This window comes from Streptomyces sp. bgisy027 (assembly GCF_057710365.1).
In genome coordinates this window covers 1-18,460 of sequence record NZ_JBYIVZ010000056.1, presented here as the reverse complement: position 1 = coordinate 18,460, position 18,460 = coordinate 1, and the positions used below count along the sequence as shown (strand labels likewise).

General features: G+C 68.9%; 15 protein-coding genes. 3 read left to right on the top strand and 12 right to left on the bottom strand.

What is annotated here, in order from left to right; translation table 11 throughout:
• Window positions 1–738: 738 nt before the first annotated feature.
• The 7 genes from AC3ETA_RS39065 to AC3ETA_RS39035 all read right to left on the bottom strand — a co-directional run bounded on the left by AC3ETA_RS39065 (window position 739) and on the right by AC3ETA_RS39035 (window position 11,247).
• Window positions 739–4,536 (bottom strand): SGNH/GDSL hydrolase family protein, encoded by a 3,798-nt coding sequence (locus tag AC3ETA_RS39065; RefSeq protein WP_432197652.1) that lies wholly within the window; start codon window positions 4,534–4,536, stop codon window positions 739–741.
• 241 nt (window positions 4,537–4,777) lie between these two features.
• Entirely contained in the window at window positions 4,778–6,037 is a 1,260-nt protein-coding gene (locus AC3ETA_RS39060; protein ID WP_432197688.1) for an ABC transporter permease, read from the bottom strand.
• A 209-nt stretch (window positions 6,038–6,246) separates the two neighbouring features.
• A complete protein-coding gene (locus AC3ETA_RS39055) occupies window positions 6,247–7,047 on the bottom strand; it encodes an ABC transporter ATP-binding protein (protein ID WP_432197651.1) in 801 nt (266 codons plus the stop codon).
• Window positions 7,044–7,946, bottom strand: a complete 903-nt coding sequence (locus tag AC3ETA_RS39050; protein ID WP_488187658.1) for a permuted SH3 domain-containing protein — start codon at window positions 7,944–7,946, stop codon at window positions 7,044–7,046. Before AC3ETA_RS39050 ends, AC3ETA_RS39055 begins: the two co-directional genes overlap by 4 nt.
• An 85-nt stretch (window positions 7,947–8,031) precedes the next feature.
• Window positions 8,032–8,952, bottom strand: coding sequence for an IS3 family transposase (locus tag AC3ETA_RS39045; RefSeq protein WP_432197649.1), 921 nt, complete (start codon window positions 8,950–8,952; stop codon window positions 8,032–8,034).
• Entirely contained in the window at window positions 8,940–9,275 is a 336-nt protein-coding gene (locus AC3ETA_RS39040; protein WP_432197648.1) for a transposase, read from the bottom strand. The genes AC3ETA_RS39045 and AC3ETA_RS39040 overlap by 13 nt, the downstream gene beginning before the upstream one ends.
• A 64-nt stretch (window positions 9,276–9,339) precedes the next feature.
• Window positions 9,340–11,247, bottom strand: coding sequence for a hypothetical protein (locus tag AC3ETA_RS39035; RefSeq protein WP_432197647.1), 1,908 nt, complete (start codon window positions 11,245–11,247; stop codon window positions 9,340–9,342).
• 135 nt (window positions 11,248–11,382) lie between these two features.
• Here AC3ETA_RS39035 and AC3ETA_RS39030 point away from each other — a divergent pair, with 135 nt between their 5' ends.
• On the top strand, window positions 11,383–11,559 hold the full coding sequence (locus AC3ETA_RS39030) for a hypothetical protein (protein ID WP_432197646.1): 177 nt from the start codon (window positions 11,383–11,385) through the stop codon (window positions 11,557–11,559).
• Between the two features lie 141 nt (window positions 11,560–11,700).
• Here AC3ETA_RS39030 and AC3ETA_RS39025 read toward each other — a convergent pair whose 3' ends face one another.
• From AC3ETA_RS39025 to AC3ETA_RS39010, 4 genes are all read right to left on the bottom strand, one after another.
• Window positions 11,701–11,934: a DUF6207 family protein gene (locus AC3ETA_RS39025; RefSeq protein ID WP_432197645.1), complete on the bottom strand. Its 234-nt coding sequence runs from the start codon at window positions 11,932–11,934 to the stop codon at window positions 11,701–11,703.
• 149 nt (window positions 11,935–12,083) lie between these two features.
• Complete coding sequence (locus AC3ETA_RS39020; RefSeq protein ID WP_432197644.1) at window positions 12,084–12,587, bottom strand: hypothetical protein; 504 nt, start codon at window positions 12,585–12,587, stop codon at window positions 12,084–12,086.
• Complete coding sequence (locus tag AC3ETA_RS39015) at window positions 12,569–13,549, bottom strand: hypothetical protein (RefSeq protein WP_432197643.1); 981 nt, start codon at window positions 13,547–13,549, stop codon at window positions 12,569–12,571. Before AC3ETA_RS39015 ends, AC3ETA_RS39020 begins: the two co-directional genes overlap by 19 nt.
• A 298-nt stretch (window positions 13,550–13,847) precedes the next feature.
• Window positions 13,848–14,207, bottom strand: a complete 360-nt coding sequence (locus tag AC3ETA_RS39010) for a hypothetical protein (RefSeq protein ID WP_432197642.1) — start codon at window positions 14,205–14,207, stop codon at window positions 13,848–13,850.
• A 450-nt stretch (window positions 14,208–14,657) separates the two neighbouring features.
• Between AC3ETA_RS39010 and tap the strand changes: the two genes are divergently transcribed.
• Both tap and tpg read left to right on the top strand, forming a co-directional pair.
• A complete protein-coding gene (gene tap, locus AC3ETA_RS39005) occupies window positions 14,658–16,904 on the top strand; it encodes a telomere-associated protein Tap (protein ID WP_432197641.1) in 2,247 nt (748 codons plus the stop codon).
• A gap of 3 nt (window positions 16,905–16,907) precedes the next feature.
• The gene (gene tpg, locus AC3ETA_RS39000; RefSeq protein WP_432197640.1) at window positions 16,908–17,465 is read left to right on the top strand and encodes a telomere-protecting terminal protein Tpg; all 558 of its coding nucleotides are present in this window, start codon (window positions 16,908–16,910) and stop codon (window positions 17,463–17,465) included.
• 132 nt (window positions 17,466–17,597) lie between these two features.
• Here tpg and AC3ETA_RS38995 read toward each other — a convergent pair.
• A partial coding sequence (locus AC3ETA_RS38995; RefSeq protein ID WP_432197639.1) for a HEAT repeat domain-containing protein occupies window positions 17,598–18,460 on the bottom strand: 863 nt, incomplete at its 5' end.

Genomic DNA, 18,460 nt, shown 5'->3' with positions numbered 1-18,460 from the left:
GAGGGTGAGGATCAGGACGGCGAGCACGGTCGGGCAGCCGCCGGTCACAGAGCGCACCGGGGAGTTGGTCATGCCTGGTCAGGTGGGATTGATGCTGACCGGGAAGCGTCGTCCTTGGTGGTCCGCCCTTGGCGCCCTCCTGGAAGGGAAAGAGCAGCAGTAGGCGCGTGAGGTGGAAATGTCGAAGCATCTGGTGTCCTCGTTGGTCGCGAAGAACTCGACGAGGCTGGTCAGTGACCGGTCCGACGGCTCGTAGGAGACGAGGGGTGCCGTAGTTCCGCTGGGCGATGGCTCGCGTCCGCGCCTGGCTCGGCTAGCTGTTCCGCGCCTCGTCCTGCACGTCGTCCTCGTACGACTCCGCATGCATCGTTATCTGCTCCAGCGCCTCTTTCTCATGGCGCTCATTGGCGCTGTTTTGGCGGCTGGGCCACGATCATGAGCGTTCCCGCGGCGAGCAGCTCGGCCGGTCCCGAGAGCCGGCCGCAGTCGGTTTCACCAAGGGAATGCGCTCGAGTTCTGGAAGGAGAGCATGGCCCAGACGACCAGGGGGAGCACGACTATGAGTACGAGCCAGGCGAAAACCTTTGCCCAGCCTGCGGTCTTCCCACGGTTCTCGGTCGGCATGCTGGCTCACAACCTCTTCATGGCGCGATGGAAGATCTCACGGGCGAGCAGGACCGCACCCCGAGCCCTCGCTTGGGGTGCGGTCCTGACTCGTGGTTCTGGTGTCATGGCCGCCTAGAGTTTGCCGACCGCGCGGCGGAACGCCGCGGCGTAGGCGGAGGTGCCGACGCCGTTCGGATGATAGCTCTCGCGGCTGATGCACCAGGAGTCCGTGCTGAGGCACCGGAAGTCGCCATCACCCACCGGAGCCGTCACGATCTTGTTGATGCCCTCGTTGTCGTCGCAGGCCCGCTTACCCTCGAAGTCGCTGTCCGGGGATTCGAAGCTGACTGGCAGCCCCTGTTGCTTGAGCGAGGCCACGAGTTCCTGCTGCTTGGTCTCCATGTAGTCGGCCATCGCGTTGACCCTCACCATGCCGACGCCACCGACGCCGCTCACACAGACAGTGACGTTCTCGTTGAAGATCCTGGGGTAGCCGAGCAGGATAATCTTGGCATTGGGAGCCTCATCGTGAATCTCGTTCAGGACTCCCTTGACCCCGGGTTTTTCATTGGGTACGCCGAACACGGCGTCGTCGATGTCGTTGTGGACGTCATCCTCCGACGGGCACCCCGTGGTGGCACACTTCTGCATCACCTGCGGGAAGCCCGCGTCGTTGCCGCCGATAGTGAGCGCCACGATGTCGGTGTCGTCACTGAGGACACCGACATCGGCCTGGAACCTTTCATGGAAGTTTCCGTCAAAGCCCCATGTCTCGTTCCCATTGCCATCGACCGGTGTGCCCGAGTGCACCTGCCAGGCGCGCGCGCCGGAGCAGGAGACGTTCTGGAAGTCCAGCGACGCTGAGAACAAGTCACTCAGCTCGCCGATGGTGGAGGAGCGGTTCGGCAGTGTCGTCTTGCGGGCCCAGGAGTTGTCGCTGCGGCGGCACGCGTTCCAGCTGTTCTCCCCGTAGTCCCGGTCGGATTCGGCGCTGTATCCGCCAGCGCCCTCGCCCGAGGCGTACGAGTCTCCCATCTGGACGATCATCTGGGGCTTGGCCGACAGCGGCTGGAAGGCGACGGCGTCCCACGCCACGTCCTCGTCGGCGGTGCCATCCTCGGTGGTGTTCGTCAGGGTCACGCGCGGTGTTCCGGTGAAGTTGTAGACGCCCAGCTCCACCCAGGTGTTCTCGCTGTGGTGGGTGTTGATGTAGCGGTCACGTGGTAGGCCACCCGCGACGCCCTCGATGGTGTAGTGGGCCTGCTGGGTGTGGGCTCCGGTGTCCGGCATGTGCGCGAAGACACGGGTCCATTGGTTCAGGTTCTGGCCCAGGGACCAGGTGCCATCGATGGTCATCCGGCCGCCGGTGCCGCCGAGAGCGGCGGTGTCGCGGGTGTGGGTGTACCAGAAGTGGCCGCCGTAGCCGCCGCCGATCTGGTGCAGATCGCCCTTGGCCTCGTACAGGTTCTCGGCGTCGGAGTAGAAGGAGAACTGGAAGCTTCCCTTCGAGACGACCGTGCCGCAGTCGCTCCAGGTGGGCTTGTCGGCCGCGATCGCCTCGACGACCAGGGCCCCGATCGGCAGCCCGGTGTTAGAGCATTCGGGGTCGCCGTACTGGAGGCGGTAGCCGCGTCCGGGCTCGTTGATGAGCGTCTGGTACTTGATGTTCTCGTTCCCGCAGTCGAGGGGGCAGTTGTCCTTCCAGGTCACGTTCGACCCGCGCCACCAGTACTGCGTGTAGCACTCCTCTGTCTGGCAGTCCGGCGGGTTGTCGGCGTCGCAGCCGTTGGTGGAGTTGCAGAACGCGTCCAGCGGCGGCTTGACGTTGCTGCGCTGACCCTCGCTGATCCACCAGGCAGGGCGGAAGCCGGCCGAGGAGAAGCCGCTTTCGCCGGGCCAATCCTGCCGTCCGGAGGTGGCGTAGGAGTAGCCGGAGTCGATGGACCAGGCGGCCCAGCCCATCACCTTCTCCTCGTACGGCCAGTCCTGCGGGTGCGCCGCGTCATGGTTGGCGTCCGGGTCGAGCGAGGTGTCCATGAAGGCCAGCCGGGAGGGCGGGTAGAGCGGGTTGGCCGGGTTGTTGTACCAGCCAAGACCCCAGGGCTCGCCCGGGAGGCCGGCCGGGTTGAAGCCGAGGTTGTAGTTCCACAGGGCGGCGAACCAGTTCTCCGGCTTGGACGGGTCGTCGTCGTTGATGGTGATGGTCTGCCCCGGAGTGTGGATCTCGTTCCACTTGTCCGCGAGGATGTACATGGAAGCGGCGATGTTGACCGTGTAGTCGAGAGCGACGGCTCGCTGCACGTTCGGGTCCAGAGCGACTTCGTCGTCCTTCTCGTGTCCGGCCATGCGCATGCCGTCGGTGACCTGACCGACGCCGTAACCGCAGTCGGACTCGTCCCAGTTGATCTTCCAGTACTCGTCAGAGGTGCTGCCCTTGTGGCCGTAGAAACCGGCCACGGCCGCGAGCGGGTTGCCCATCTGCCCCGGTACCGCGCCCGACTCGGCCTGCCACAGGTTCGACTCCTGGGCGAGCACGCCCAGCATGACTTGAGCCGGGATGCGTCCGCCGCCCTCCAGTGTCGGCGCCGGGAACAGCCCCTGCGGGTCGATCGTGCCGAGTCCGGCCTGGGAGCGCCAGCCGCCCTGAGTGATCCGGCCCGCCCGCAGCTCATCGCGGATGGCCATGTCCACGGCCCATTCGACCTGGTTCGGCGTGGGCTGAAGCGCCATGCTGTTCACGTCGTTGCGGGGTACGGAACACCAGCGGTCGGTGTCGACCGGGTTGGTGGAGACGGCGGCGACCGCGGCGGTGCGGGTCAGTTGGGTGTGTTTCCCACCGTCGCTGTCATCGCCGTCGGCTTCGGTGAGTGCGGGCGAGAGGGTGTCGGTGCCGGATCCGCTGTCCTGCTCCGGCACGGACTGGGTGATCGTCTTCCCGGTCGTCGTCGCCGTGGCCGTCAGCGTCAGCGGCTCCTCGGCGCCCGACTGTGGCGGCTGTGCACTGCCGTCCTGCGGCGCCGGCTCGGATCTTGTGAAGCCCTTGCCCGCGCCCTTGATCCGCTCCAGACCGGCGCGAACTGCAGGCGAGACGACCGGGTCCACGGCCAGCCGGCCGTGGCTGGATACGTTGGCGTCGGCCGGCGCGTCGAGGCGGGTCACGCCGGTTCCCTCGGTCTTCGGCGTACCGGTGGGGTGGCCGGTGAGGAATACCCGTCCGGTGCCGCCCTGTTGCAGGGCGAGGTCGCCGAGCTTGCCCGAGGCGAAGGCCGAGGGGCGCCCCTGTCCGCGCCACAGCTTGGCGTGGGCCGTGTCGTCGTTCTCGCGGTCGAGGAAGGCGACCTGATCCTTGTCCGCCACCCGGATATCGAAAGGCACGTTCTCCGTGTCGGCTAGGTTCTTGACCTTCCCCGACCGGCCGATGTGTACCAGGTGGTTGCCGCGCGCGGCCACTGCGCCGTCCGTGACCGGGACGGCCGAGGTGACCTGCCCGACGGCGACCGTGTCGGCAACGGTGTCACCGGAGGTGTTGACGGTGACGATACGGCTCTTGTCGTCCCGGAAGGACGTGAAGGCGGCCGTGTGCGTGTCCGGGTTGCAGGCCGGGTCGAAGTAGGCCAGGGAAGCCGTGACGGGCAGCTTCGTCACCTGCCCCGACTCCAGGTCGACGACGGCGGTGAACGCACCGCCCAGCATCAGGTCCTGGTGGTTGGTGAAGGTGCGGGGGGCGTAGGCGACCGCGACGTGCGAGCGGTCCATCACGCACATGTTGCCGATCCAGGTGTCCGCCGGCATGCCCGGTTCGGCGAGGACGGCGGCGGTCTTCCACGCGTACGCGTCGGCGCTGTCCGCGGTGAGGATGTGCAGGCCGTCGGTGTCGGCCGCGGAGGTGACGGCTCGGTCCGGCGAGGCCTTCCAGCCTTTGCCGAGCATCCTGCCCGGATCGTCGACCTGGCCCGAAGGCGTCGGTGTGGGCTCTTCGGCGGTGCGGCCGGGTTGGGGTGCCGCGGTCGCGGGCCCGGCGGCCTGTAGGAGGCCGCCGGTAAGCGCGGCGCACGCCGCCACGGCGACCCAGCCTCTTCTGTATCGGCTTCTTCGTCTCAAGGGTTCTCCAAGGTCGGGAAGAGCAGCTGACTGGACGGACTCCGCAGCCGCACCGGTGACGGGCATCGGCTTAGCGGCGGAGGGCTTCGGCGGGCTCGACGCGGGCGGCGCGCCAGGCCGGGTAGAGGCCGGCGAGTAGGCCGGTGGCCAGCCCGATGGCTGGGGCGAGAGTGACTACGAGGGGCGGGATGACGGGGGTCCACTGGCGGGTGACGGCCACGACGAGGACGGTGAGCGTGCCCAGGGTGGTGCCGATCACTCCGCCCAGCGTGCCGAGGGCCGCGGATTCGGTGAGGAACTGTGCGGTGATGTGCCGACCCTGCGCGCCGAGTGCCCGACGCAGTCCGATTTCCCCGGTTCGCTCCAGTACCGCGACCAGGGTGGTGTTGGCGATGCCGACGGCTCCGATGACCAGGCAGATCGCGGCCAGCAGCAGGAAGAGCTGGTTCAGGTCTGAGGTGACAGAGGCACGCAGCGTCCGGGGATCGGGCGGGGGTATGGCTTTGAAGTACTCCGGGTGGTCGGGGCGCAGCGCGAGCGGCGCTTCTGCGGCGATCTGGGCGGCGGCTCCGATGCGGGTGGAGATGAGCATCTGCGCACGGGGGCTGGTGGGCGGCCCCCAGATCTGCTCGGCGGTGGTGCGCGGGACGACGACGGACAGCAGCAGGTCCGCCTTGCGCTGGACGTCGTCGACGATGCCGACGACGGAGAACGGCACATCGCCGATGAAGATCGCGGGCCGGGTGTCCAGCGTCGTGATGCCGAGCCGCGCGGCGAGCGCGGATCCGATCACGGCGACCCGGCTGCCGGCGCGGTCGTGATATGCGTCGAAGGCGCGGCCGAGCCTGATGTGTGGGCGAGCAGCAGTGATCACGCCCGGCGAGGCTGCCACGACCGGTGTCTGCTCACCTGCCGCAGCGTCTCCGACGGGAGCCGCACGTACGGTGAGGGTGCCCTCGGACGGGCTGACAGTCCAGTAGACGCCCGCCGCCTCCACTCCGTTGAGGGCCTCGATGCGTGCGTCGGCGTCCGTGGGAAACGCCTGTGGCGTCAGATCCGGTTGCTCTCCGCCGGTGTCCTCCACGGACACTTCGGTTGCGGTGAGCAGGTTGAACCGGGTGTCGATCTGCGAGGACGCCGTGGAGGTCAGACCCAGGATCGCCACGAACGCCCCCACCCCCAGCACGGTTCCCAGCGCGGTCAGTACGGAACGCGCCGACCGTTGCAGCAGCCCGGCGAGTGCCTCGCTCAGCAGGTCGCGCGGAGCAAGGCGGGAAGGCGAGACTGGGATGCCGGGCCTCGCCCGGAGCCCCGCGCGACGAAGGCGTATGCGATGGGTGAATCGGGCGCGGGGTACGACACGCTCCGGGTGCCTGCGGCGTTTGCGACGCGCCGGAACGGAGCCACGTGCGATTGTCCGGCCAGGGGTACCGCCAGGGGCGGAACCATGGTGCTCTACGACTGCGGATGTCGCGTCCCGGACGCTCTCCGGCTCTTCCACCAGCCCGGCCTGCGCCGAGTCGTCGCTCGGCACGGCGCTCATCGTGGGCCTCCCGCAAGGCGGTCGCCCGGCGCAGGAGCGGGCTCGTCGTGGGGCGGTGGGCTGGGAAGTGCGCCGTCGTGGAGCACGCCATCGCGAATGGTCAGCGTCCGCTCCGCGCAGGCGGCGACTGTGGGGTCGTGGGTGATAACGACCACGGTCAGGCCGTCGGCGTGCAACTCGTCGAGGGTCGCAAGCGCGGTGGCAGCCGTGACGCTGTCCAGATTGCCTGTGGGCTCGTCGCACAGCAGCAGCGAGGGCCGAGCGGCCACCGCGCGTGCGATCGCCACGCGTTGGCGCTCGCCACCCGACAGCCGGGCGGGTGTTGCATCGATCCGGTGCCCCAAGCCCACGCGTATCAAGGCCTCACGGGCCCGCTGACCGCGCTCGGCGCGCGGGATCCCGTTGTAGACCATCGCCAGCAACACGTTCTCCTGCGCCGAACGATGCGGCAGCAGATGAAATGACTGGAACACGAAGCCGATGCGCCGCCCGCGCAGGGCAGCCCGCCCGGCGTCTCTCAGTGACGCGACGTCCACGCCGTCGAACAAGTACTGGCCCGCTGTGGGCGCGTCCAAGAGCCCAGCGATATTGAGAAAGGTCGACTTCCCAGATCCAGAGGGCCCCACGACGGCGACGTACTCGCCACGCTCGATGCTCAGGTCGCAGGGCTTGAAGGCGGCTACCGGGGGAGGCCCCGGATAGGTCAGGCCCGCGCCCCTGAACTCAATCAGAGGGGAGGCGGTCTCAGCGGCCGGCACGGTCGGCGACTCGTCGGGGACAGGCATGGTTCGAGTCATCCCGCCGCTCCTGCGGTGGCCGCGACCGGAGGACTCGCGGCGGCCGGTGCCTCCTCCTGCCGTATCCCGACCACCACTCGGTCGCCCGCCTTCACAGCGCCCGTTGTGCGCGGCCGGATCTCCGCGGAGCCGTCCCCTGAGATCCCCAAAGTGACCTCGACGCGCCTGTCCCGACCGCGCTGACGGACCGTCACCACGGTCTTACCGTCGGCGCTGGCCGAGACCGCAGACACCGGGACCACCAGCACCTTGCCCCGCGAGGACGCCGACTGCACGCTCAGCCGCACATCCTGCCCGGTCAGATCGCCCCCGAGCGGATGGTCAGGGCGTACCACGACGGCGTAGGTCCCCGAGCTCCCCGCCTGCGCCGCAGCCCCTTGCTCGGGATCACTCGACTCCACGGCCGGTGTATCGGACACCGAGGACACCACGCCAGCCGCTGTCGTTCCGGTGACCTCGGAAAGGATCTGCACCTTCTGGCCAGAGTGCACCAGCCCCTTCTGATACGGGGCCAGGCTTCCCTTCACGACCAGCGCCCCCGCGGACACTGTCATGAGTTTCCCGGAGACCGTCGATCCCACCGACACGGCAAGAGACTCCACTCGGGCCGGAAACCCCCTCAGGTAGACGACCTCCGACACGGGCAACCTCGGCCCGTCCGCGGCCCGGATGGCGGCCAGCTCGTCACGCGCCTTGGCGAGGTCCTCCGCAGCTCGGTCCACCTCACGGCTTCCTCCGGCTGCGCTACTGCCCTCCCCCGCAGCCGCAGTCCCCGTGCTACTGCTCCCGCCTGCCTGCGATGCGGCGGCCTCCTTAGCGTCCTGCCAAGCCCGCTCCGCCTCTGTCACCGCGTCCTGCGCGGCCTTCACTTTGTCGGCGCCGCCCTCTTCGGCCGGCACCGGGTCGTAGCCGAGCGATGTGTAGAACGCGTCCAGTGCGACCTTCGTTCCGGCACTGTCAATCCCCTCGCAGCGTGGAGACGATCTATGCGGCCAGTCCCTCGGCGAGGGTGGCTCGGTAGTCACGTTCGTAGTCGATCGGGCTCTTGAACCCGCACACGCTGTGTAGCCGCCTGGCGTTGTAGAAGTCGGTGATCCAGGTGGCGATCCTGATCCGGGCCTCGGTGCGGGTGGCGAAGGTGTGCCGGTGGACGTACTCGACCTTGAGTACGCTGTTGAACGCCTCGCTCACGGCATTGTCGAAACAAGATCCAACTCTGCCCATGGACTGGGTGATGCCCAGCTTGCGGCAGGCCCGCTGGAACTTCCGGGAGCAGTACTCGCTGCCCCTGTCCGTGTGCATGATCACGCCGTGGACGTCGCCTCCACGGGTAGCCGCGGCCATGTTGAGTGAGGCCACCACCAACTCGGTGTCGTGCCGCTCGCCCATCGCGTAACCGAGCAGGCGGCGGGAGAACAGGTCGATCACGGTAGCGAGGTAGAGCTTGCCCTCGCCGGTGTCGATCTCGGTCATGTCGCCTGCCCAGACGAGGTCGGGCTCCTCGGCGGTGAAGTCCCGGCGTACGAAGTCCGGGGCCGCGGGCCGCTTGCCCGGCCTGGTCAGTGACCGGCGCCGGCGGACCTTCCGTCCGGCCAGCCCGAGCTCGGCCATCAGCTTCGCGACGGTGTTCACCGATACCCGCCAGCCTCGGCGGATCAGCTCGATGAACACCTTCGGTGAGCCGTAGGTGCCCCCGGAGCCGCGGAAGATCTCCTCGATCTCCTCCGCCAGGTGCTGCCGTCGCGTCTCCCGCGCGGTGGGCGGGCGGTCGCGCCACTTGTAAAACCACGACTCCGACACCCCCAACGCCCGGCAGGCGGTGCGGAATGGAACCTTCTGCTCGGCCTTGCAGCTGCTGATCACCCCGACCGCAACGGCCGGGTCCCCGTCAGCTACTTCACCCACAAGGCCACGAATCGCTTGCACACATCACGCTCCATCTCCAGCTCGCGGATGCGCTTGTCCTTCTCCCGGGCCTCGGCCCGCAGCCGCTCGAGCTCCGCCCGCTCACTCTCCCGCAGCCGGCCACCGGAAGGAGACGGCTCTGCCGCCGGCCGGTCCGACGACGGCGACCCGTTACGCCGCGCCCGCGACACCCAGCTGTGCAGTGTCCCGGAATGGATGCCCAGATCCGCAGCCACCTCCGGGACCGGCTTCCCGCTCTCCGTCACGATCCGTACCGCCCCCTCGCGGAACTCCGCATCGTAGAGGCGCTTCTTGGATGCCATGACCCCAACTATCCCTCCGGTCACGGTCTCCACAGTAGGAGGGGAACCTCAGGGCACGGTAACTCTATGCCCGGCGCAGTACCCTGCTCGCTCCTGCTGCAACCGTCGTGGCCAGGAGCCAGCCCGTGCCAATCAGTGCGACCGCACCCCACTGCATGATGCCAGTCGGAGCGTAGGAGCCTTCCTGTCCCAGGTCTACGAGGGGCAGTAACAGGTCGAGGGTGTAGATCGCCGCCTGGAACGGTGGTGCCTCGCCGTCACCCACGGTGGTAGGTGGCCAGGCGGTGAAGAGAGCAGTTCCGGTAGTCAGGAGACACAGCAGCAACCACACAGCACGAAGAGGGCGGTAGCCATAGCCCACCGTCGCGTCCTGGAGCAGGCTCCACAACCTGGCCACGGGCGACAGCGTGCGCCGCATGCTGCGCTGCTTGGCGACCAGGAGCGTGCGGGCATCGGCGTCGCGGCCTTGCCGTTGGTAGGTAGCGGCGAGCTGCTCGTATGGCTGGGGTACGAATCCGGCAGGATCCCTGCGCAGCCAGGGTAGGCGTGCCTCGGCCGGGAGTGTGGGGTGCAGGCTGTCGTAGACGGCGCCGTCGAGGACCAGTCCAGCAGGCCAGGCGGTAGGGGTGTCCCGCAGCAGCCCGATTCGGCTGTGCTGTAGAACGACCAGACCCGCCGGTGCTTCGCGTAGTCGAAGCGAGAGGCTGCTTGCAGACGATCCATCGAAGCTCATCGCCCACTCGTCGGCGGATGTGTCGATGACTGCGTCATCAAGGCTGACACGGCTGCGGACCGTGACGCTGTTGAGGGAGATCCTGCCGTGCGCGGTGAAGCCGTCACGCAGGTTGAACACACCACCTGTCTCGACCCCGTTGCCGCGCAGAGCAGGGTGTCGGTTGTCGAGGGAGTTCAGTTCGGCGCCGTCGAAGAGGACAGAGCCGCCGATGCGGGAGTCCCGCATGTCGATCATGCCGTGGGCGACGAAGCCTCCGCGGCAATCGATGTCGCCGCCGACGCGCAGTCGGGATGCGTTCAAGGCGGCGTCTGCGGTCGGACTGCTGGCGGAGATATCGAAACGGGCGCCCTTGAGGACCACGCTGCCACGCACGGCGGTGTCCCGGAGATCGATAGGGCCCCGCACCTCCAGACCACGCTCGGCCTGGAGGTCACCGCCGATCTCGGCGCAGGCCAGGTTCAGGGTGTAGGCGCCTGCTCCTGGGCCGGGCCCGTCCAGCTGGCAGTCGCTCATGTTGACGGAACCGCCGATGGAAGCACCGTAGAGGTTGATCTGGCCTGAGCCAGAGAAGCCGGAGTCGAGGTACAGACCACCGCCCACGGTCAGTGCGGGCGCCTGCAGGCAGCCTGCGTCGCCGCCGATGCAGGTACCTCGAAAGGCCAGGGCGTCCTGTATCCGGGCACTGTTCAGGAACACCGGGCCTGTGCAAACCAGTCCTGGGGCCAAGAGGTCCTCACCCACGTCCACGGACTGAGCGTCGATCGCGGCCTCACCAGGGGCTGGACGTACGGCAGTGTCCTTCAGGGACAGCCAGTTTCCGGCAGTGAGGGAACGTAGGTCGACTGTGCCAGTGACAGTACAGGCGGTGACCTCGCACTCCAGAGTGACGCGGGCACCGACCATGCTCAACCCCGGCATTGTGCAGGAAATGAGCTGAAAGGCAGCGTCAAGGTGCGCGTTGTCCAGTCGGGGAACATCATCGAAGCGGCACCGGTCCAAGCGGATCGAGCCAGTGACCGTCACCTCGGCGAGGTCCAACTCGCCGGTGACGTGTGCACCACGTAGCCGCAAGCGAGCCTGGCAGCCGGGTCGGGATGAAGGCGCGGCGATCAGAAGGTGGCGAAGCGCACTGCCGCGCACCTCTGCCACTTCCTCGCACCACTCGCCGACCCGGTAGGCCTCCCACATCTGCCGCTCCTGCGGGCTCCATCCTTCCGGCGGGTCGTCCTGCGCCACTGCGGCATCCCTCCCTCCTTGTCCGGCTACAGCGCTCCGAGCAGATGTTCGCTACCCGACACTCGTGACGGCCATGCTTGACGGCTCAAGCCCCAGAGGCAGACAAGGGCGGAGCCATCGCTCAACACGCTGAACTTGACGGAGAAGGCGAAGCCGCTGCGAGGGGCCTACAAAGCGGGCCGGGTCTGGGCGAAGATCAGGCACGCGGACACAGTCGACGCGGCCGTGGTCGGGTTCACCGGCAGCGCCCTGCACCCGAAGGCGCTCGCCGTACAGCTGCCCGACGGACGGGGGCGCTGTCCCAACGGCTGACCACGGCCCTGTCCTCCGTCGCGGCCCCGCGCCTGGTCCCCCAGGCCGGGCGGGCGTTCGCGAAGGCCGGCGACTCCTACACGCCCGCCGTCGGCGGCGTAGCGGTGGAGGTCGTGGCGGGCACGACCCGGCACGCCGTCGTCACTGTGATGCGGCTGCGCTGACCGGCGGCAGAGCTTCGTCCGGCGCGGCCAGACTGAGCGGCTGGCGCAGGTCCAAGTAGCAGCGCAGCCGTACACCGGGCTCGCCAGCGTCCCGCGTCGTGTGCTGTGCGGGCGCCGTCGCCCACCGGTCGGCGAGCAACTGCTGGAAGGCCAGAGCGGTGGCGTCGTCGGCGGCCGCGACGTCGACGACGACCAGGCCCGGCTCACTCACGTGCACCTCGTTGATCGGGTCCATGTACGGCGCTACGCCCGGGCGCCCAGGAGGGTTCCGCCCCTGCCCTGTCTTCACCCGCCCGAGTGGCGGTCCGATGGGAGCGACCCGTACCAGCGCAACCCGCGTCGCCGCCGCCGTTGAACTTGTCACGGACAGCCAGAAACCAGATTCCCCCGCTCCGACGCAGTTGTTGGAACCGGCGGCGCAAGGTCACGGACGCAAATTGGCGCCAGGAGACCGCTGGTGGAGGGGGTCACGAGGTCGGCGAGGATCTTGCGGGCGTCGGCTGCTGTATCTGGAGAGGCGGTCTGAGCCCAGACCATGAACCGGGGCGCCAGCTGGGGATCGGCGCTGAAATGGCACTGCAGGCAGCTCGGATTGTTCCCTTCCACGGCTTGTTCGTACGCCTCGGTCGCTTCACGTCCGATCAAGTTGAGCAGAGCGTGGCGGCTACCAGCCAGCTGCACGTGGCTCTGTTCTCGGGCAATGACTGTGCTGTGGTGGACGCTGCCCAGTTGAAAGCTGCCGATTTTGAACGACAGGTGAGTCTCCTGGAGGGCGTGGGGCCGGAGCCAGCGGGCGTTAGAGAAGCACTTCACCTCAGCCGAGGCAACGGTGTCAGGTGTGCCAGTCACCAGCATGATGTCCACGTCGCGGCAGCGGAGGCGCGCCGGGTAAGCGCATCGCGCAGCTCGCCCGGCGTCAAGGGCTGGCCGCAGCGCGCGAGATACCGGGCCGCGAGCTGCTCGCGGGTGGGATAGGCCGGGGGCTCCACCACCACGAGGGAGTCACGCAGCGTCTGGCGCTCGGTCATCGCGGCGCCGGCCTGCTCCAGCAGCGGCATCATCACCTCCCCCACCCTCGCGAGGCGCTGCCGCCAGTTGTCGCGGGTCAGGTAGCCGCTTCGGTAGCACCATGCCAGCAGCCCGGCCGCGGCAGCCGCGGCCGGCAGCGGGTGACGTCGGGCGAGTACGAGCAGGCGGTGAACACACGCGCCGAACAGCTGCAGGGCCACGTCGATGACGACCAGTGCGTCCGCTTCGTTGGCCTCGATGTTGGCCATGCGCAGCAGGCTCTGGACGACGGGGATCCATTCGATGACGGCGAACTCGAAGCGGGAGAAGACGCTGTCCTCAGTGACGATGACGCATGGCCCCAGGAACTCCGCGAGCGCCATGGTGGGGGCGTCATCTGGGTCTCCCTGGTACCACTTCGGCATCTCCGGGTCGGTGTGCAGGATGCGTCGGGTCCGTGGAGACAGGTGATCACGGATTTCCAGATCGACCACGCGAAGGGCCGGAAAGATCTGGGCTTCGAGAAGACGGCGTACGTGACGCTCCGCCACCTGGTAGTCGTCCGCCAGCCGCGGCAGGTGCTTGTCGATCTCGCCGGGAACGTGTGCCGCGATGTAGGGAGTCGAGCGTCCGGTGCCGGCGAGCGCCGTCACCTTGTCGTGCTGGTATCCGTTCTTGACCAGCCAGCAGGCGTGGGCCAGCAGCGCGTTGGTGTCGAGGACGGGCAGCAGCATCGGCCTATCCAGCACCATCGGGTTGAACGCCGACCCGGTGCGGACCGGCAGCGGCGGTGCCGCGGTGGCACGATCGAGCGTCATGGATCAAGTGTGGTCGCCGCCACTGACATCCGTGCGGGATTTTCGAGCCCGGCCCCGGTACGCGCCGTCAGGTCCGCCGGCTGACCGGTCCGTGGAGGCGTCCGGGCTCTTGAGCGTCGCCCAGGTCCGATTCCGCCTGTGCGGCCGCTGCCTCGCTGCTTCGGCTGCGGCCTCCTCACGGGCGACGTCGTCGGCGTGGCAGGTCCCGCACCCGCTCAGGTCCCCGCCTGTCACTGGCTTCTACCCGGTGGTTGGGGATGCCGGTGTCCCGGACCAGCGAAGGGTGATGCCAGTGTCGCTACGAACATCCGGTTTGTTCACAAGCCGCTGACAGACGTACGGGCTGCCTCGATGAACGCTTCCAGGCGGTACCGGAAGCGTTCCTGTGATGCGTCGAAGCGTTCACACGTGTCTGTGGTTCATCCTGGGAAACGCGGCCCAGGGCCGAGTTGGTCTCCGATGCTGCTTCCAGCACGCCTCGGGCGGCCTGGGCAACGATTTCAGGACCTTCCAGCACGATGACGCGTACGCAGCGCATGAGCGGATCGAAGGCATCGCGCAGTTGCGTGCGGAGTTCCTCGATGCGCTCCAGTCGGTCTGCCTGATCGGTGAGTTGGACGTACGCGTCGCCGACTCTCCAGTACAACTCGCCGGTCACGTGCGCCTGCTCCATCAGGTCCAGGTGCGTTGCGGCGGCTGCTGCGCACCCGGTCGCGGTGCTGTGCCTGTATTGACGTCTCCGCCTGGACTCTTGCCGCCCGTGCGTTCCCGAGAGTGGTCACCCAGCTCGCCAGGACCGCTGTACCGCCGGTGAAGACGGCGACCCACACTGCGCTGTCCCCCACGATGTCCCAGTGTCGACGAGCGGCTTCGGCCTGTCGAGACTGCCTCCGACCGCCCTCTTCCCGTCCGGAGCCAGGCTGCGGTCGCGCTACCGACGACCGGTGAGACCCGGCTGTGCATCCCCACGCGCGGCCGACACCGCCACCCGGGCGGATGACGAAGTACCCCGGGAGAACTCTCGGAGAGGCTAACGTACGCGCCATGCACGCATAACGTACGCGATACGTACGCTTCACGAAGTAGGCTGTCGGCCAGGAGGTGCCGCATGTCCGAGTTGTTCGACCGGGTCGACGCGCTGATCGCGTCCCGCGCCCCGCTGCCACCGCCGGCGGAACGCAAGCGGCTGCGCCAGGCGCACGGCTTCACCCTGGACGAGGTGGCGAAGGCTCTGCAGGTGCGGCGGGCCACCGTCAGCGGCTGGGAGTCCGGCAAGACGGAACCCAGGCCCCCCGAGCGCGACGCGTACGCACGGCTGCTCAACAAGCTGGCGGAGCTCTACCCCGCTGACGCAGGCACCCCGGCGCCCGCCAAGGACACGGGCGCTGGCGAGGCGTTCACGAGCGCACCCGTCCAGGCGACGGAAGCGCGGAGTCCATCCACGGCCCCGGCGTCCGAGTCTGCGGCCATGGCTGTCTGCGAGAACACCCCGCCCCGCCCCTCAACCAACTCGGCTGCTCCGGCTGCCGCGTCGCGTCCGGCGCGCACCGCCCTGCCGTCATCGACGTCGCGCCAGCCGGGTGCGAGGAAGACGGCCCCGGCGAACACCCCGGCCGACCGCGCGGACCCGCGTTTCGTCAACGGGCCGCTCGCGGTCGTCGACGTCGACGCTGACGGCCAGGCTCTGGCGTACTGCGTCGGCGGCCTGGTCCTGGACGTGCCCGCCAGGAGCATCCCGTCCCTGGTCGACTGGACCTTGAAGGATGCCAGGCTCGGGCAGCCGAAGTTGTCCGGGCCGGGCAAGGACGGTGACCCGCTGCTCGTGCTGACCGAGTCCGCGTGCGAGCGCTACGGCCTGCCCATCACCCTCACCGACGAAGAGCGCCTGGCCGGGCGGCTGCCGGAGGGGCACAAGGTCATCAAGCAACTAGCGCGGCAGGACTGGAAGTTGACCGGGCGCGGGTTCGGGCCGTGGGCGCGGATCTACCGCCCGGCGCAGGGCGCGGAACGCTCTTGCGTGCAGCTGTGCATCCCGTCGTGGCACGCGCTCGACGCCCGCCACTGGGACGACGCCGCGCAGCTCCCGCCGGCCGAACTCGCCCAGTTGCTCGGCACGTACGCGGTCCGGGTGATGACGCCGCGCGGGTCGACCGCGGTGACCGGTCTGGAGCTGATGACCGCCTTCCACCCGCCGACCCGGGCGAGCGAGCCGGATGAGAACGGCAGGCGGCACAGCGAGCACAACCCCGGCAGCCTGGGCAAGGACCCGGTCGACCCGGCGCCGTGCGAGGTTCCCGACGGGCACCCGCTGCTGAAGGATCTGCCCCGCTTCCACCGGCGCACCCCGGCTGAAACGCTGATGGAGGAGGTGTTCGACTGGGCGCGGCCGCTCACCGACGCCGAATGCGAGAAGCGGTACCTGGTCGGCATCGACGTCAACATGGCCTTCGCCGCCGGGGCCAACGGCCTGGTCGTCGGCCTCGGTGCGCCGACGAACGTGAAGAAGCCGGTGTTCGATGCGAAGCTGCCCGGCTCGTGGCTGGTCGACCTGTCCCACGTCGACCTGTCCAGGGTGAAGGCAGGCAAGGGGTGGGTCCAGCTGGACGCCGACCTTATGCCCAGCCCGTTCACGCCATCCGGCGAGCGGCCGACGGGACCGGCCTGGTACGAGACCAGGAGCGTCGCCTACGCGGTGGAACTCGGCTACGACGTCGCCCCGCTCGAGGCGAACGTCCGCTACGAGACCGGCCGCTACCTGGACTCCTGGTACAACCGGCTGCGCGACGCGTACCTCGCCACGATGGCCGACCTCGGGGTGCCCGCCGACCTTCCCCCGCAGGAGTTCCTCAAGGCGATGGACGGCTACAAGGAGCGCGATGCGCAGCTCGCGATCGTCGTGTCCGCCATCAAGGCCACGGTGAAAGGGGCCATCGGCAAGCTGAGGGAACGGCCGCGGGGCGGCGGCTGGAAGCCCGGCCAGCCGTGGCCGGCCCTGGCCCGGCCGACGTGGCGCCCGGACATCCGCGCCGCCATCATCTCCCGCGCGCGCATCAACATGCACCGCAAGATCGTCAAGCACGCGGCGTTCACCGGCCAGTACCCGGTCGCCATCAACTCGGACTGCGCCGTGTACGCCTCCGACGGCCCCTCCCCGCTGGACTTCCTGCCCTACCGGGACGGCAAGCCGCTTCCCGGCGGCTGGCGGCTCGGCGTGAACCCCGGGATGGTCAAGTGGGAGGGCACCCAGACCGTACTGTGGGGCGAGGGCGTACGCGAGCAGTTCAACGCGCCGGACCTCAACCTCGCCCGGTACATCAAGGACGGGCAGGTCACCAACAAGGACACCGGGGAGTAGCCGATGAGCGTGTTCGGCGACGGCCTGGACAACGCGGTGCACAAGGCATTCACCCGCCCAGCGCCCAAGTCGGCCGGGCCGCAGATGCGATACCTGGTCAAGCAGCTCAAGGGCACGAGGGCGGTCGCCGACCTGCTCGGGATCTCCCAGCGCCAGGTGGAGCGCTACGTGGCGGGCCAGGCCAAGAAGCCCCGCCCTGCCCTCGCCGCCCGCCTGGAACGCGAGGTCACGGCACGGTGGCAGCCTCAGATCCGGGCCACGGCGCGACAGAAGGCGGCGACCACCGGCGGCATCGTCATCGACACCCGCGCCCGCATCGGCTACACCGCCCCGGTCGGCACGACCGACGAGGCCCGTCTGCGGCACCTCACGGTGGCGCTGCCACCGCAGTACGCCGCCCGCCTCTTCGAAGCCCAAGAGGCCGGCGCCACCGACCAGCACTTGCAGGAAATCGCCGCCGAAGCACTCAAGGAGGTCTACTTCCAGGACAACGGCCGCCGCGCCGGCCAGCTGGAGGAAGTCCGCTTCACAGACATCGAGCACCTCGCCTTCGAGCTGTAGGTGCCCCTGTACAACCACCTCGTCGAAGGCGCGGCTGAGCCGAAGCACGGTAGTTGTCACCAAGGCAGGCGTGCTGTCACCAGGGCCACCGGACGGCGAGTGCTGAGCAGCGTTCTGGACCGCGGTGCAGTCTCAGCTGTCCACCCCGGCTTCCCACTTGCGCCGGCGCAGCACGTGGTCGCTGAAGAGGTGTCGGCTCCGGTCGAGCAGTTCCCCCACCTCCGCGTCGCCTCGCTGCCCGTCCGGCGACGGATGCCAGCGCTGCACTGATTGCGCGGCCCAGGTGCGCAGCTTGATATCCGGGTCCTCGAACAGACCGACCGCCGCCCGTAGCGCCACGATGCCGCCGCGTGCGTCGAGCAGCCGGAACGCACCGACGCGGACGTGCCGCGGCCGCTCGGAGCTGGTGCGCTCCAATAGCCAGTCGGCGGGCAGTTCCTTGGCCGAGGGCAGCAGGGCGGCGGCGGTCTCGCGGACGACCCCGGCGGCAGGGTCGTCGAGGAGCGGCCGCAACTGTTTCGCATCCGCGCAGTCCAGTGTCCGCAGCCCTGCCACCGCTCGCGCCCGCACCCCGGGCGCCGGGTGCGCGAGCAGAGGCCGCAGCAGCCCGGCGTCCGCGCGGTTCCCGCACTCGGCCAGCCCGATGACCGCACCGGGCGGCAACTCGGGGTCGTCCGGTGCCGTGCACCGCTCCCGGTACCAGGCCGGCGGGTCACCTCCCTGCTGTCGTACGACATACCGGGCGCAAGCACGCACGAGCGCGGAACGGTCGCTGAGAAACGGCTCCGCCTGCTTTGACCGCCCCGCCCGTCTCAGCGCGGTGACGCCGGCCGAACGGGTACGCGGGTTGCGTGCGGACAGTAGTAGAGGCAGCACACCCTCGTAGGCATCCTGATCCCCCAGAGCCGTGAGCGCCGCTGTGGCACACAGGTCCTGGACCACGGTGTCCTGGTCCCCGGCGGCCGCGCGGGCCAGCTCGGCGGGACGAAGCAACT

Excerpts from the sequence above, each read along its gene's own strand:
- AC3ETA_RS39065 (WP_432197652.1), bottom strand. The coding sequence starts at position 4,536 with ATGCTCGGCAAAGGCTGGAAGGCCTCGCCGGACCGAGCCGTCACCTCC.
- AC3ETA_RS39055 (WP_432197651.1), bottom strand. The coding sequence starts at position 7,047 with ATGACTCGAACCATGCCTGTCCCCGACGAGTCGCCGACCGTGCCGGCC.
- AC3ETA_RS39040 (WP_432197648.1), bottom strand. The coding sequence starts at position 9,275 with ATGGCATCCAAGAAGCGCCTCTACGATGCGGAGTTCCGCGAGGGGGCG.
- AC3ETA_RS39015 (WP_432197643.1), bottom strand. The coding sequence starts at position 13,549 with ATGACGCTCGATCGTGCCACCGCGGCACCGCCGCTGCCGGTCCGCACC.
- tap (WP_432197641.1), top strand. The coding sequence starts at position 14,658 with ATGTCCGAGTTGTTCGACCGGGTCGACGCGCTGATCGCGTCCCGCGCC.
- tpg (WP_432197640.1), top strand. The coding sequence starts at position 16,908 with ATGAGCGTGTTCGGCGACGGCCTGGACAACGCGGTGCACAAGGCATTC.